The following is a 15,433-nucleotide window of genomic DNA, read 5'->3' as shown; positions in this document are numbered from 1 at the left end:
TTTTGTATAATCCTTTTTTAAAAGTGGTATAATAATTACAGAAACAAAGAAGTCGAACCCCTTTGTTAACCATATTTTAAGCATATAGGGGTTAGCTTCAGTAAACGAAGCTAACTTTTTGTTTCTAAATAATATAAAATCAGGAGATTAATCATGAAATTTGATAAAAATAACTACTTCGAAGCTACACAAACAACTTTTAAAGTTTTAGATAATATGAATGCTGATAAAGAATTTGTTGAAAGAAGTAAATGAGGAGTGCGTTTAAAAGCACAATATAAACTAAGATACTTTGTTGCAAAATATTTTGGAATTGATAAAAATGATTTAGAAGAAATAAAAAAAATAGAAATAAATTACGTTTCAAACTTCTATGGATGAGGTAGAAAAATAGGATCTATTTATTTTATTTATGGTCAAAAAATAATTAGAATTAGCGATCATTGAAGTTTTTATGTAAATGGTAAAAATCAAAAAATACAGTTAAACTGTGGTTGAATTCGTAGCTGTTTATGAAATTTAAGTTTTAAAACAAAAGATGCTAAAAAAATGAAAAAAAACGAATTTAAAGAAAAATGATTTGTTGGAATTACTGAGTTTAAAAAATTTAAAAGCATTCCTACCAACGAACTTAACTAATTAGTGCAGTTCAAAATTATAAAAAAAATAAAAAGCGGGTAATAACCCACTTTGTTAATAATAGAAATTGTCGAACCCTCTATTTAATTAACAATCATATTATAACATAGATATATATTATATTGATAATTTTGTTAGAAAACGGAGGGGATGATAAGTCTCTATTTTTGCATATTATTTTTTTTAAATAAAAGGAGATAAATATGAAATATAAAAAAGAACTTTATAAATTTGTGATTATGAATTTAAAAAGAAAAAAATTAAATTATAAAAATCATTTTAAACTAATTAAAAAAATTATTTTTTGAAACCCAGAAAATTTATTGAAAGCAAGAAACAAGGAGATTAATTATGAAATTAAAAAATAAAATAACTTTTCATATTTTTAATTGAAAAAATAAGAATAGTTTTTTTGTAAAAGCTAAAAATATAGAAGGTTTAATAAAAAAATTAAACTTGTCTTTAAGTTTTGAGGACGTAGATCAATATGATTTACAACAAGGTTTTTACAATTTGTATAAATATGGTTTTGCAGATTTGGGTGATTACCAAATTAAAGCCTGTGATGATTTTGAAAACAAGAAGGCATGAAATAAGTTTAAAACAGACATAGCAAATTGGGTTTGTATGTGAAGATATGCAAGACAATTAATAAGTATTGGAAAAGAAGATAAAGACTTTATTTTAATAGGAGCAAAAAATGAAAAATAATCCAACCAACGAACAAAAAGAAAAATTTTTTCAAAATTATTTTGAATTTATGGATAAAAAACAATGTACAAAAAACACTAAAGATATGTACTTATCATTCTTTAAGTTTTTAAAAGACTTAGATTGAAGCAATGCAGAAGAAATGTGCATAAGTTTAAAAAATAAATACGACAATAAAAGAACTTATAATTTAGCTATCTCTATTTCAAAAGCTTTTTTTAATTTTTTGAATAAAAAACAGCTTTTCTTTTTAGATACAACAGAATTAATGAGGGCTATCGCGATTAAAAAAATTAAACCAGCTTATAATGAAGAATATTTTTTAAGATTAGAAAAATATTTAAATGATTTTGGCGACGATAAATTTAGTTTTGTTTGATACACATTGAAATATAATTGGTGCCGTGTTGGCGAATTCGCCGCCATCGATTGAGACTACTTTAAAAATAATCTCGATGGTTCTTTGATAATTCAAGCTGAAAAGAAAAATAATGAAAGAATTATTAAAATTCCGGAAGAAGCCAAAAAATATTGAAGTGCATGAATTAGCTGACCTTGAGAAGTTTCAACTATAATTAATAAATTTAATTTTTTTAGAAAATTTGTCTATGAAAAAGATGAAGAATTTAGAACACACCAAATCAAAATATCTGCTCATTGTTTAAGAACTTCAGGAATTACTAAAGCAGCAATCTTAGGATTAGAAGACTACAAAATAGCCGCAATGACTGGCCACAAAACAACAGAAACAATTAAACAACATTATATTAATTTAAATCAAAACACAATAGAAGGCTGTTTTGAATTTACCAACACAAACAATGTTATTGATCAATTTGATAATGAAAAATTAAATAAAGAACTAAAAATTGCAAGATCAGAAGCTTTAAGATGAAAGGTGCTTTATACTGATTTAATGAGACAAATGGAGTGAATTAGCTCAGAATATAATATAAATTTAAATAATATCCATACCAAAAAAGGTGATATTAAAAGTAATTTAAGAAAAGAAGAGATGTTTTTAAAAGGGATAAATGATGAAAACTACAACTAATTTTAAAGAAAAAGGAGCGAACAAATCAATAATTTTACCCAAAAACGCCCCTTTTTTAGAAATTATTTATAATAAATTAATTTTAAGAGATTATAAAACATATGAAGAATTTAAAAAAGAAAATTTTTCCTTGTTTAAAAAAGGTATTTTGCAGTGAATGAAAGAAAATCAAATAAATCAAAATCTCTTTTATGATTATTTTTATGTTTGTTTTTATAGCAAATTTGTAGCATTTAAACAAGAGGAATTTGTTGCAAAAATATTAAAAAATAGATATCCTTTTTTAAATGTTTTTCGAGCATCTTTGATATATGATAAATTTTTACATGTTGATTTAATAGCAAAAAGTGAAAAGATAATTAATGAAAATAATTTAAAAAATGTCTTCTTTATTCAGGTAAAAAGTAAAAAAAGCAACTTAAAATTAAAAGAAAAATCAAAATTAATTAAAATAAGTAAAAACAAAGCCGTGCCCCTTCTAGCTTATAAAAATAACAAAGGAATTTGAGTTTTTGAAGTTCTCAATGAACAAGATGGTGAAAATATTGTTTTTTTAGAAGATATTATTAAATTTTAATTAAATTAAAAGCAAGATATACAATGTGTTTTGCTTTTTTTATGCTTTAATCTGTAAATTATTTTGTTTCACTGCTATTTTTTTATTATTTAATAATAAACTAATAATAAAATAAAAAATTATATATTCTCTTATAGTAGTATGATAATTTACTAATAATAAATAAACTAATAAATAAACTATATGAATTATAAAGAAATTAATTAAAAATTAACAAATTAACAAAAAGATAAAAGAAAAATTAAAAATAAAAAGAAAAACGAAAAAGGGAATAAAGTTAATAAAAAAGTTATAAAGAAACTTAATCTGCTGTTTTTGTATTTTTTTTACGAATTTATTTAATTTTTTAATATTTTTTTAAAAATAGTATTAAAATATGGTTGTTAAACAGATCTGTGTGTATTATCTTTTATGTAGAGTTTTTTTCTGTTTTTTAAGGTCGTACAAAAATCTTTTAATATCTTTACTATACGTAAAGAATATATAAAAAAGCATTTTCGCACTTCCTAAAATTACAAAAACTCTACATTATACATATAACTATCATAATAGTGGTTATATATATATATATATATATATATAATTTAATTAAAATTTTACTTAATTTAAGAATAGGAATGTATAAAATTATGAAGAAACAAACTAGAAGAGTTTTATTATCGTCATTTGCAGGTACAGCTGCAACAGCTACACTTGTAGCCTCAATACCTTTTATTGTTAAAACCTGTTCGAATAAAAAAGATATGAACAGTCTAATATCAAAACTTATATTTTTAAATAAGAAAACAGATTATCTTTTTGAAAATTCAACTCACGAAAATGAATTTATAAATTTAGATTACTTACTAGAGTATGAAAATGAAATTTTTAAATTAATTCAAGAATCTAACATTTTAAATGATGATATTAATAACAGTAAAAATAAAACTGAAGATTTTGATTTTGAAAATATTAAATATAATGGAAATCAAAATATAGTCATGCCGAAAGGTTTAATAAATAAAGTTGAAACAGCAGACGTAAATATTTTAACAACTGCTAAAAAAGTAGCTAATGATGAAATTGATTCAATGATGAATGTTAGCGAAGAAGAAAAACAGAGAGTAAGAGAGGATGTTAAAAACTCAAAAACCGTTCAAGAAATAATTGATTCTCTTAAATTTGTAAGAACGGTTGAAAAGTTTTCTATTGATTTACAAGACTCAATTTATTATTCTAAAAAAGCTAAATCACTTATTCTTAGCGAATTTAAAAAACATACAGATAGAGATGTTATATTAAACTTTATAGATAGTTATACATATGTTACATCTATCAAACAAGACTTTTATGATAGCAATTTATCAAAAGAGGCTAAAACAGATAGCCCAATTAAATATTTAAACAGAGAAAAATTCTTAGATGCTGTAGCAATAGAAAATGTTAATTCAAGTATTAAAGAAATTAATGAATTATTTGAACTAAAAAAAGAACTGTTGAGTGTCTTAGATGTTTATATTAATACATTTCAACCCCAAAATTATTTATTAACAGCTCAAAGACGAAATAGATACTTTTTTGCTACCAAAATGCAGAATATTTTGTTTAGTGCAACTAAAGCTGATATAAATAATTTCAAAAATATGCTAATTAAATTCATGGAACAAGTAAGTATTGACCCTAATTATGATATTGCCAGTGGATATATCTACAGAATTCAGCCGATTCAAGGAGAAAATGATCATATTTTTTATTGAGGGGATAATTTTATCACAGCTCATACTATGTTAGCTGTTGATGAAGAATTATATAATGATTGATTAACTCCCAAAGATGATGAAGATGTAAATGAAGAGGACTCAGGTTTTGTTGATTCTGAAAATATTAGAAACTTTATGCATACATTGGATATCCATAACGATAGTAGAGTTTTTATAAATTATTTTAGCCTTGGTGAAGATAATGAAGTATTATACCCATTGTTTAGATATAAATTTTTTGATTTATATGATTACAAATTTAAGTTACCATCGGACGATGTGTCATTTGAAAGACAACAAGGATTTTCTTTTGGTAGATTTTTAAGTCGTTCTAATGTTGAAAAAGATTTTAATGAAAAAAGAAGAATTTACGAAATTGAGTTAGCTATTATGCAACGTTTATTTCTAAATATAAACAGAACTAAAATGTATGAACATTATAATGATTATTTTGCAAGTCATAATATTGATAAAGAATTAGCTAATAAAAGATATCAATTTTTATCTAATTATTCAAATAATATAAAAGAAAATGTTGATTATGTTTTAAATGAAGATTTAATACTAGAATTCTATAGATTAACAAGAACAAATGACATAAACGACGTTGAAGAAAACGTTAATAAATTTTTAGAATTCTTAGATTCTAAAATAACTGAATAATAAAAAAACAAAAAGTTAACATAATTCAAATGTTAACTTTTTTAATTGTTTTAATAATAGATTGTTTATTTTGAAATATTATGTAAAACAAGTTGTCCAATAACAAGTCATAAAGGTATAAAGATAAAGCTTGTCATAGTTGATAAACTGCTTGTTTGTGATGTGTATTTATCATTATTTTTGAAGTGTTGCGAATATATAACAACGGTTGTGCCCGGAGGTACTGACCCCACCATAACAAGTATTGCCCCTACATTTACTGAAATTAACTTACTATACACAAAGAAACTAACAAGCAACAGTATTACCATCGGCATTATTCCTGATTTATAAAATAAGAATAATCAATTTTGCTTATTTTTAAACATTTCTTTTATGTTGGTTTTAGCTAAACTAGTACCAATAACTATTCATATTAAAGGACTTATTAAACCAGCTAGTATTGATATTGGTTTTGCAATATAAGGCATTGTTATATTTCAATCAAACCATCCTGTTGGGGAACCATTGTATTTAACTCAAAAATTGTCAATTCTGCTAAATTGGTACCATTTAATAATATTTGGATCTGCTTTGTCTGTGATTCCATACAATGTACTAAAGTTTGGACCGAAAGTGCCGACTTTATCAAAAGTTTTTAATACGTTATTTTTTGTTAATAATTCTTTTTCAACATTTTTTATAGTAGCACCTCAATTTGGAATATATTGAGTTGCTCAAAGTAAGATTGCAATTAATACAACTATAAAAGCAGGATTTAAAACAGCTTTTTTTAAAGTAAATTTAAATTCTTTTTTTGTAAATTTTACTCCAGAGATTAATGAAAAGGATAATCCAAAACCACCAATGTAATATAGAATATTTCAAATGTTTAAGGCCCCAAGTTCAACGCCCGTCCCATAAACACCTAATACTATTGGAGTAGCAAATAGTATATTAGAACCATATATACACATTAACCATGTGACTAGATGTTTCTTCTGAAGTTTTTCAAGGCAAATATCCTTATTTCAAATTTGTTTAGCATCTAACTCAACATGTTCTTGATATTCTACGTAATCTTTTTCAGCTTTTCTTAATACACTTTTAGGTATTAGTCTGGGTAAAAACTTTATTCAAAGTATTGCAATTGAAGTTAATGCTACATAATAAATTGCACTCAATCCAAAAACAATTGCATATGTTTTAATATCGTAATTATCTGCGTTTTTCATGAATGAAAAAAAAGATAAAAAGGGAATAATTATATTTATAATTAATTTCTGTATCGCACCAGTAGCGCCATCATTAAGTACTTTTGTCTTATGTAGAATGAAACCTAAAAAAGTTATGACTAACGTAGATATTATTGCTCCCCAAAGTCCTGTGTTTGTTATTATACTGATAAATAATTGACTAGATGATTGCATATTATTTTCCTAGTTTCTCCAAGGCATTTGTGGCCGCATCTGTTTCTGCTTCTTTTTTGGTTTTTCCATATCCCTCTCCGTATATCTTACCCTCAAAAGATACTGAAGATCCAAAAAATCCATTTGGCAAGGCAACGGTTTCGTATTCGACATTATTTTTGCTTGATTTTTGAAAAAGCTCCTGTAAAAGATTCTTTGGATGTGAATGATCCTGTAAGATTTCTAATTTGAAACTTTTTTTAAGTGTTTTGTCAGCAACATATATCGCACCATTTATTCCAAATACTTGATATATCCCTCCTATAAATGCTTCATAAAGGTTAGAGATTGTCTTAAGATTTAACCCATTATTAAAGGCTGTTGTTGAATATCTAAAAAAATCAAATAGGTTATACTTTTTACAAATATTGGCTAGGTTTTTTTTGTCGACAATTTTACTTCTTAATTTAGTAGCTTCTCCTCGGTTTCAATGTTAGCTTTAATTTTGATATTCACATTGTAGATATAAATTGTAATACCCCATCACCAACGAATTCAAGAAAATCATTATGTTCGCTGCTTTTATGTTCGTTAGCATATGATTTGTGAGTGAAAGCTGTTATTAGTGTATATTTTTGTTGATCTGTTAAATTTTTAAAATCGATAAAAGTTTTTAATTTATCTTCTAATTTAGTTCAAAATTCTAGATCTTTTTTATTTAATTTCATCTCCACCACCCTCTAAATTTTTAGCTATATTATTGATAAAATTTTCTTTATCTAATAAAAACTTTATCTGATTTAAAGCATTTTCAAAGGCTATTTCATCTGATCCGCCGTGTGCCTTTACAACAATTTTATCCAATCCTATGATGAAAGCTCCGCCGACGTTTCTATAATCAAATCTCTCTTTAAATTTTTTAAGATCTTTTTTAAGTAATAGGCCACCAATTTTGGTTTTTATATTTTTGTGAATGATTGATTTTAATAATTTTCCAAAACCTAAAAAAGAAGATTCGAGAGTTTTTAAGAATATGTTTCCACTTTGTCCTTCTGCAAGAATTATATCCACGTCGCCAGCAATTGCATTTTTGGGTTCGATAAATCCATAAAAACTAATCTTTTTATTATCTTTTAATTTTGAAAAAGCCTCTTTGATATTTGCACTTCCCTTATATTCTTCAGTTCCAATATTCAATAATCCGACAGTTGGGTTTTCTTTGTTAAAAATTAATTTGTAGTATTCTGTAGCAACAATAGCTCAGCTATTTAAATATTCAGGAGAAGTTTCAATATTTGCACCAGCATCTAATAGTAGCGTATTTTTATCTTCTACTAATGTTGGCAAAATCGGCATAAAAGCTGGTCTTACAACATTTGGTAATCTTTTTATTAATAATGTTGAAAGAGTTAATAAAGCACCGCTATCACCACTACTTAAAATGGCATCGAAATCATTCTCTTTAAGGTATTTAAATGTATCTAACATTGAACTTGAACGCTTTAAAACATCTCTTGGATTATTATCAATATGAACTAAATCACTTGAATCTATAATGATAAAATCGTCTTCTGTTAAAGAAAAAGAACTACTGTTTATTGTATCTACAATTATTTTTTTATCTCCCACCAATGCAAGTTCGTAGTCTTTGTTTTTACTTTTAAAAGTCAATGCAGCATAAACTGCATTCACAATACCACCATCATTATTTAAAACATCAAAAACTATTCTTTTCATTTGTTTCATCCTATTCAGCAGATATTAAATATGGATAAATATTTTGTCCACCATTATATATTTCAACAGCAACGTTAAAATTAATCTCAATATAATTTTGAAGCTCGTTAACGTCTGCCTCAGTTACTGATTGACCATAAAAAATTGTTACTATTTGTGTATCATCATTAATTATGTTATTTAATAATTTAATTGCAGCCCCATTAAAGGTACCATCAGTGTCTTTTAATTTGCCTTCTTGAATAGCCATAAAGTCACCTGCTCTCACTTTTACACCGTCTAATTTGGTTGTTTTTATTGAAGGAGCAATCTCACCATAATGAATATTTAAAAGCGAATCTTTCATTAATTGATGATTATCTTCAACGCTATTTTCTTCATTATAGTTATAGATTACATTTAAGGCTTGTGCTTGTGATTTAGTTGGAATAATAATAATTTTTTTATCTTTTACAATCGTAGAGGCTTGTTGCGCAGAAAGAATGATGTTTGAATTATTTGGTAATATAAATATTGTTTCTGCATTAACTGAATCTATAGCTGAAATAATATCATTAATTGAAGGGTTGTTTGTTTGTCCTCCTTCGATAATGTAGGACACACCATTTTCTTTCAATAGTTCAATTATTCCTGATCCCGAATTGCAAGAAATTATTGCTGATTTTTTAAACTTAGTGCATTCTTGTTTATTTTCATCGCAACATTCTTCTTTTTTCTTGTCTTGTTCGCTACTATTTTGCTTACTATCGTTTGCTTGAAGAGTCATATTTTCGATTTTTACTTTAATAAATTGACCTAAACTATTTGCCACATTTAAAACATCGCCTGGTCTAATTGCGTGGATATGAACTTTTAAGAAATATTCGTCTTGAACCACAACCATTGAATTTCCGTGTTTTTCAAGTTTTGAAATTAATAAATCTTTTTTAAATTTTTTCTTATTTTTTAACTCAACAATAAATTCTGTACAATACCCAAATTCGCCATCAAAGACTTCGGTGTCTGAAATAAATTTATTAACCTCTTCTTTTTGGTCCATTAGATTAATAGGTTGGCCTTCGAAGTATAAAAGCATCCCTTCAAAAACAGAATATAGTCCTTCGCCGCCAGAGTCGGTAACTTCAACTTCTTTTAAAATTGGTAATAAATCTGGAGTATTATCACAACTTATTCTTGATAGTTTTACAGCCATTCTAAATACATCTGTTATATCACTATCAATTAAGATATTTTCCTTTAGACCTTCTGCTGTTTGTCTAATAACTGTTAATATTGTTCCTTCAATTGGTTTTAGAACCGCTTTATATGCATTTTTTGCTGCTTCTTCAAAACCTTTAACTAAATCATATGAGTTGATTTCTTTTTTATTCTGGAATGCTATTGCAAAACCCTTGAAGATTTGGCTTAAAATAACACCTGAATTTCCACGAGCTGAAAACAGCATACTTTGAGATATTTTATTAGCAACAAAATTTATATCGGTGTTGTTATCTAATTCTATTTTCTCTGTAGAAATAATTGTTGAAGACATGTTAGAACCAGTATCCCCATCAGGAACTGGAAAAACATTTAAAGCATTAATAAGATTTTGCTTGTTGCTCAGGTTATAAGCACCAGAAATAACCGCTTTTAATCAATCCTTACCATTAATTTTTCTCATTATTTAATTCCTTTTATATAGATAGATAATTTTCCAATTTTTATTTTTTCTTCTTTTAATTTGTAATTTACAATTTGATATATTTCTTCAACAACGATTTTTGCGTTCAAATTAATTAATATAACCAATCCAATTGTTAAGTTTATAGAGTTTTTATTTTTGTTTTTTTCAACAAAAACACCATCATTTTCAACATCGACACCGTTTTGGATTGTAAGAGGTTTAAAATTTACAATTCCTGCTATTTCAGAAATTCAAGATTTAATTTTATTTTCCAATTTTTCTTCGACCATAAAACCTCCTATTATTTTTTAATGTATGACCTTTTAATTGGAAACATACTTGTTAATTTTGCTACTTCTTTTTTTATTATTGTTTTTAGACTTTCGTTGTGTGGATCTCTTAAACACTTATCAATTAGATTTGCAAGAATAATAAATTCATCTTCCATAAAACCGCGAGAAGTCATAGCTGCTACACCTAATCTAATTCCACTTGAAACAGTTGGCGATTCTGTATCATTAGGAATTGAATTTTTATTAACAGTGATATTGCATTCTTGTAATATGTTTGACGCCTCTTTGCCGGTTAGTCCATATGTGCTCTTAACATCTATCATAAATAAATGATTTTGTGTTAAACCTGAGATAACCTTAACGTTTTTATTAATAAAAGTTTGACAAAAAACTTTCGAATTTTTTAAAAGTTGTTTTTGATAATCGATAAATTCGGGTTGTAAAGCTTCAAAAAAAGATACTGCTTTTCCTGCGATTTGATGGAATAAAGCACCTCCTTGATAGCCCGGAAATACTGCTTTGTCGATTTTTTTAGCAATCTCTTCATTGTCTGTAAGTATTATTGCACCTCTAGTTCCTCTTAAAGTTTTATGAGTGGTTGTCATAATAACATCAGCTATTCCTGCTGGAGAAGGGTGTAATCCAGCAATTATTAGTCCGGAAATATGTGATATATCAGCTAATAAATAAGCACCTACAGAATCGGCTATTTTTCTAAATTCTAAGAAGTCGAAAATTTGTGAATATGCTGAAAACCCACAAATAATCATTTTAGGTTTAACCTTTTTAGCAATTTTTAATATTTCATCATAATTTAAAAAACCATTTTCATCAACTGAATATGAATATGATTCGTATAATTTTCCACTAAAAGAAATTTTAAATCCATGTGTTAAATGTCCACCTGAATTTAATGATAATCCTAAAACTCTATCGCCAGGATTAAGTAATGCTAAATATATTGCAGCGTTTGCAACAGATCCTGAATAAGGTTGAACGTTTGCAAATTTTACTTTAAATAATTTTTTTGCTCTTTCTTGTGCGATAGTCTCAATTTTATCAATAAATTCACACCCGCCATAGTAGCGTTTAGATGGATAACCTTCCCCATATTTATTAGTTAATGATGATCCAACAGCATTTAAAACTTGCTCTGAAACATAATTTTCTGAAGCTATTAATTCGATATGATCTTCTTGACGTTTTGTTTCATCATTGATAATATCTGCAATTTCCTTATCGATTAATGATATTTTTTTGTACATATGATACCTACTTAAGTTTTAAAAATTCAATTTAAATAAAAAAACTAAACCCTTAAATTAGTCTAGTAATGATTTATTTGCTCTTTCTTGTTGTTGATATTCCAACATTTTTTTATCTTTTCTTTTTTTATCGATGTGTTTTACTAATAATAATGCGGGTAGTGATAAAAATGCCAAACCAACAGCAGGAAGCACTCTATATGGTCAATCTTCAACACCAGAAGATACTAGTAATGAAGCCATAGCTATTGCAAATGGAATTAAGAAAATAAATGAATTGGCTTTATAAACTTTAAATCTAAATACTAATAAACAAACTATCGAACTTTGGAAAATAACTCATGCAAATGCGATAGGTAATAAAGTATCTCATCTACCAAATTTCGCAGTTGAAGGAATTACTCATCCATCTTTACCAATTAAAATAAATAAAATAAAAGTAGGGATTGCTATTAAAAATAATCCGGTTAATGCTATTTTTCAAGAATTAGATAAAGTCTTTTTTTGTTTTTGTACTTCAAGTACTTTGTAATTATTGATATTTATTTTTTTATTTTTTCATCTTTTATTATTTGACATATTAATTAACCTCTATAAATTTCAATTATTTAAAAATTTTATCAAATTAAAATATATTTTAAAGTAATTAATAGTTTGCTATTAATAAGGGATATAATTTTATAATTCAAATTTATTAAACTTTAGATTAAATATTGAAATAAAAAAAGGAAAAATAATAAAATAATGACTTTAAAAAAGAAACACAAATTACTAAAATTGATGTCTTTATTAACTGTTTTTGTAACCCCCACTATACTAATTTCATGTAATAAAGATTCGGGCAAAAAAACTGAAGATGATAAAAAAACTTTAGATAAAAAGGATTCGACAGAGCAAAAAGATCCAGATGAAAAAGATACGAAAAAAGAAGATATTCCAAAAAAAGATGATGATCAAAATAAAAAAGAAGATAATGATAACAGTGACCAAGATAATTCAAACAAACCTAGCAACAATAATGATAATTTAGATAATCAAGATGAAGATAATTATTTTAAGCCTAATGATGAAAATACAACTGAAAATGAGTATGAAATTTTAAAAAATAAATTCTATCCTAATGATATTGATTACGATAAGAAACCTGAAACAAATGAAAGAAGAAATGCTGATGGCCTAGATTGATCAAAGGTTCAAAATTATGAAAACAATAGTGTATTTTTTAACGAAACAAACCAAAAGAAAATAATTTTAAGCAAAAGAAGTTCAAAGATAGGTGATGATTTAGAAGAAATAAAAGAATTAAAAGAACTTTTAAATAAACTAGTTAGTTCAAATGAATATTATGCTTTTGAAGTTTCAAAATTAAATTTCAACGCAAGAAATATGACTAAGGCATTATTGGAGTGATATAGGGAAAGTTGGCCTGATTATTTATATGTTGAATTTAGTTTAAAATCAATTTATTTTGAAACAGAAACAGCCGATGGCAATCAAGATTTAACCAACATAAATTCCAAAACCTATCAAGATCAGTTTATTAGATTAAAAACAATTGAGAAATTTCCTTCAACAATTAAATTAGATTGAATTAATGAAGGAATTGATAAAGAAAATTTACTTCATTTTATAAAAAACGGGTTAGCCCAAATTTCAAACGATATGTCCGATCTTGATAAGGTTTATGCCATTGTTCGCTATGTTTGCGACTATTTTGTTTATGATGACCTTTTAGCTTTTTCTGATTTGCAGGCATCAATAAATACAAGAAAGGCCGTTTGCCAACAATATGGAACTTCCATTGCGTTATTATTACAGCTATCAGGTGTTCATGCAATTCCAAAACAATCTGGAGATATGGAACATCAGTATGCTTTAGTCTATTTTGATCCCGCTGGACAAAATAACAAAAAATGACATAGAGTTGATGGTACTCATGCAGACGACGGTAGAGAAAGTGCTGAAAAAAATAAAGACATTTTTATTCATAAGGATACAAGAAAATACACTAATACTTTTGTAAATCCTATAATTGGAAACGCAAGTAGCATTGAAACAGGTTATGATTTAATAAGATACTTACCATGAGATTTTATGTTTAAAAATAATGAGTATTCAAAAGTAAGCAATTATGATGAAAGTTTTTTACCAATAACCTCAAATACAAAATGAGGCGAAAAATTTAGTAGATATTTCTATAGTAATGGCTATTGATATATGATTACTAATAGAAGATTAGATTCAAATTACAATAATGTTAATTTCTTATACAAAGTTAAATCTAATTCAAACAAATTACAAATTGTAAAAGCAGGAAACAAAATCCTAGATGATCAAGACAAAATAGCACCATTAATCGAGTTAAATAGTGTATTTCATAGAACATATGATCATAATGGTATATTGTACTTATTTTATAAAAATAGTAATGGAGAAATGGTACTAGATTTAATAGATATAAAAGGCAATAAAACCATTGAAACAAAAATTAAATTAAAAGATATTATAAATACCAATGAATTTGATAGTATCATCACGATTTCAAACATAAGATTTGATATGTTAAAAGATGTAATTTATTTTGATGCTGAAGGAATTAAAGATGAAAATTATCTTAAATTACCAGTTAATATAGATTTTAAAAATTCATCAAATAAAAAATTACAGTTTTTTGAAAAAACCAACAAAAATTTAGTTGATTTATGAAGATATAAAACTTTTCTAAGAGCTAAATTAGGAACATACATGTTTTCAAAAAGTGAAAAAATGTATAGTCTAAAAACTAGCTTAAGAAATAAATTTAAAGAATTAGAAAAAGAAATAGATCTAGCATTTAATCATATAGATAGTGATAATGTTGATGTATATATTCAAAAACTTAAAGATATAGAAAAACAAATTGAAAAAAATTGATGAGTTAAAACCTTAAAAAACAATCTAAAAATTGACCAACAAATAGGTTCAACAATTTTTATAGATCAATCTCACTATGATGAATATGGTTTCCATATACCATTTAAAACAGTTTATGATTTTAATATTCATAATACATCTGATAATCATATAATGTATGATGTTTATTATTCAGATAAACCTTTTGATAAAGATAATACAAATAAAGCTAATCTTCTTTTGAAATCAGTTCTTAAAAAAGAATTAAAATTAGATAAAAGCATCTTAAATACAAGTGGTTATATTTTAATAAAATCATATTATCGTGGAAATGAAGACAAAAGTTTTATTTTTTCTAATTTGTCTAAAATTGATTTTTATACTTCAAATAAGTTTTCTATTTTCTTTGAAAAACCAAATAATAAATTATTTAATAACCATAATTTAAATTTAAGTTTAGAAAATACTAATTTTGAGGAAAATTATTATATTAGCTTCAGTTTTTTATTAAAGAATTACAGTCTAATAAAAAACAAAATTCATTATAGAATCCTTCATAAGGATAAAAATGCTTCAACAATTGTTGATAAAGGTTTGTTCGATCCACAAGAGTACCATAAGATTCAATTTTTAGTTGATAAAAATAAGTATAAAAATGGCTCATATCTTTTTGAATTAGATATTGAATTTGAAAATAAAATATATACTTATTACAGTGAACACTTTTTAGATATATCAAAAAAAGATGTTAATGATTTTGATATAAATAAATATTTTTAGACACTACACACTATTAGTGTGTATTTTAATTT

The 15,433-nt window shown here is 25.5% G+C and carries 15 protein-coding genes; 7 read left to right on the top strand and 8 right to left on the bottom strand.

Going from position 1 to position 15,433, the window contains the following annotated elements; all coding sequences use genetic code 4:
- Positions 1 to 153: 153 nt before the first annotated feature.
- The 6 genes from V2E26_RS02580 to V2E26_RS02555 all read left to right on the top strand — a co-directional run bounded on the left by V2E26_RS02580 (position 154) and on the right by V2E26_RS02555 (position 5,383).
- A complete protein-coding gene (locus V2E26_RS02580) occupies positions 154 to 639 on the top strand; it encodes a hypothetical protein (RefSeq protein WP_330463318.1) in 486 nt (161 codons plus the stop codon).
- A gap of 203 nt (positions 640 to 842) precedes the next feature.
- A complete protein-coding gene (locus V2E26_RS02575; protein ID WP_330463317.1) occupies positions 843 to 1,007 on the top strand; it encodes a hypothetical protein in 165 nt (54 codons plus the stop codon).
- Positions 991 to 1,350 (top strand): hypothetical protein, encoded by a 360-nt coding sequence (locus tag V2E26_RS02570; protein WP_330463316.1) that lies wholly within the window; start codon positions 991 to 993, stop codon positions 1,348 to 1,350. Before V2E26_RS02575 ends, V2E26_RS02570 begins: the two co-directional genes overlap by 17 nt.
- Positions 1,340 to 2,404 (top strand): site-specific integrase, encoded by a 1,065-nt coding sequence (locus V2E26_RS02565; RefSeq protein WP_330463315.1) that lies wholly within the window; start codon positions 1,340 to 1,342, stop codon positions 2,402 to 2,404. The genes V2E26_RS02570 and V2E26_RS02565 overlap by 11 nt, the downstream gene beginning before the upstream one ends.
- The gene (locus tag V2E26_RS02560) at positions 2,388 to 2,981 is read left to right on the top strand and encodes a hypothetical protein (protein ID WP_330463314.1); all 594 of its coding nucleotides are present in this window, start codon (positions 2,388 to 2,390) and stop codon (positions 2,979 to 2,981) included. The genes V2E26_RS02565 and V2E26_RS02560 overlap by 17 nt, the downstream gene beginning before the upstream one ends.
- 629 nt (positions 2,982 to 3,610) lie before the next feature.
- Entirely contained in the window at positions 3,611 to 5,383 is a 1,773-nt protein-coding gene (locus tag V2E26_RS02555) for a hypothetical protein (RefSeq protein WP_330463313.1), read from the top strand.
- A gap of 65 nt (positions 5,384 to 5,448) precedes the next feature.
- Here V2E26_RS02555 and V2E26_RS02550 read toward each other — a convergent pair whose 3' ends face one another.
- The 8 genes from V2E26_RS02550 to V2E26_RS02515 are packed head-to-tail and all read right to left on the bottom strand — an operon-like array spanning position 5,449 to position 12,308.
- The gene (locus tag V2E26_RS02550; protein WP_330463312.1) at positions 5,449 to 6,792 is read right to left on the bottom strand and encodes an AEC family transporter; all 1,344 of its coding nucleotides are present in this window, start codon (positions 6,790 to 6,792) and stop codon (positions 5,449 to 5,451) included.
- A 1-nt stretch (position 6,793) separates the two neighbouring features.
- A complete protein-coding gene (locus tag V2E26_RS02545; RefSeq protein ID WP_330463706.1) occupies positions 6,794 to 7,198 on the bottom strand; it encodes a putative dsRNA-binding protein in 405 nt (134 codons plus the stop codon).
- Positions 7,199 to 7,238: 40 nt separating this feature from the next.
- Positions 7,239 to 7,499, bottom strand: coding sequence for a ribonuclease III family protein (locus tag V2E26_RS02540; protein WP_330463311.1), 261 nt, complete (start codon positions 7,497 to 7,499; stop codon positions 7,239 to 7,241).
- The gene (plsX, locus tag V2E26_RS02535; RefSeq protein ID WP_330463310.1) at positions 7,486 to 8,508 is read right to left on the bottom strand and encodes a phosphate acyltransferase PlsX; all 1,023 of its coding nucleotides are present in this window, start codon (positions 8,506 to 8,508) and stop codon (positions 7,486 to 7,488) included. The genes V2E26_RS02540 and plsX overlap by 14 nt, the downstream gene beginning before the upstream one ends.
- Positions 8,509 to 8,518: 10 nt before the next feature.
- Positions 8,519 to 10,168, bottom strand: coding sequence for a DAK2 domain-containing protein (locus V2E26_RS02530; RefSeq protein WP_330463309.1), 1,650 nt, complete (start codon positions 10,166 to 10,168; stop codon positions 8,519 to 8,521).
- Positions 10,168 to 10,461: a hypothetical protein gene (locus tag V2E26_RS02525; protein ID WP_330463308.1), complete on the bottom strand. Its 294-nt coding sequence runs from the start codon at positions 10,459 to 10,461 to the stop codon at positions 10,168 to 10,170. Before V2E26_RS02525 ends, V2E26_RS02530 begins: the two co-directional genes overlap by 1 nt.
- Before the next feature lie 11 nt (positions 10,462 to 10,472).
- Complete coding sequence (glyA, locus tag V2E26_RS02520) at positions 10,473 to 11,729, bottom strand: serine hydroxymethyltransferase (RefSeq protein ID WP_330463307.1); 1,257 nt, start codon at positions 11,727 to 11,729, stop codon at positions 10,473 to 10,475.
- 57 nt (positions 11,730 to 11,786) lie between these two features.
- Positions 11,787 to 12,308, bottom strand: coding sequence for a hypothetical protein (locus tag V2E26_RS02515; RefSeq protein ID WP_330463306.1), 522 nt, complete (start codon positions 12,306 to 12,308; stop codon positions 11,787 to 11,789).
- Between the two features lie 165 nt (positions 12,309 to 12,473).
- Between V2E26_RS02515 and V2E26_RS02510 the strand changes: the two genes are divergently transcribed.
- Positions 12,474 to 15,401: a transglutaminase-like domain-containing protein gene (locus V2E26_RS02510; RefSeq protein ID WP_330463305.1), complete on the top strand. Its 2,928-nt coding sequence runs from the start codon at positions 12,474 to 12,476 to the stop codon at positions 15,399 to 15,401.
- The last annotated feature ends 32 nt before the right edge of the window (positions 15,402 to 15,433 follow it).

This window comes from Metamycoplasma gateae, from assembly GCF_036352135.1.
GTDB lineage: Bacteria > Bacillota_I > Bacilli_A > Mycoplasmatales > Metamycoplasmataceae > Metamycoplasma > Metamycoplasma gateae.
This window is presented reverse-complemented; position numbering and strand designations above follow the sequence as displayed.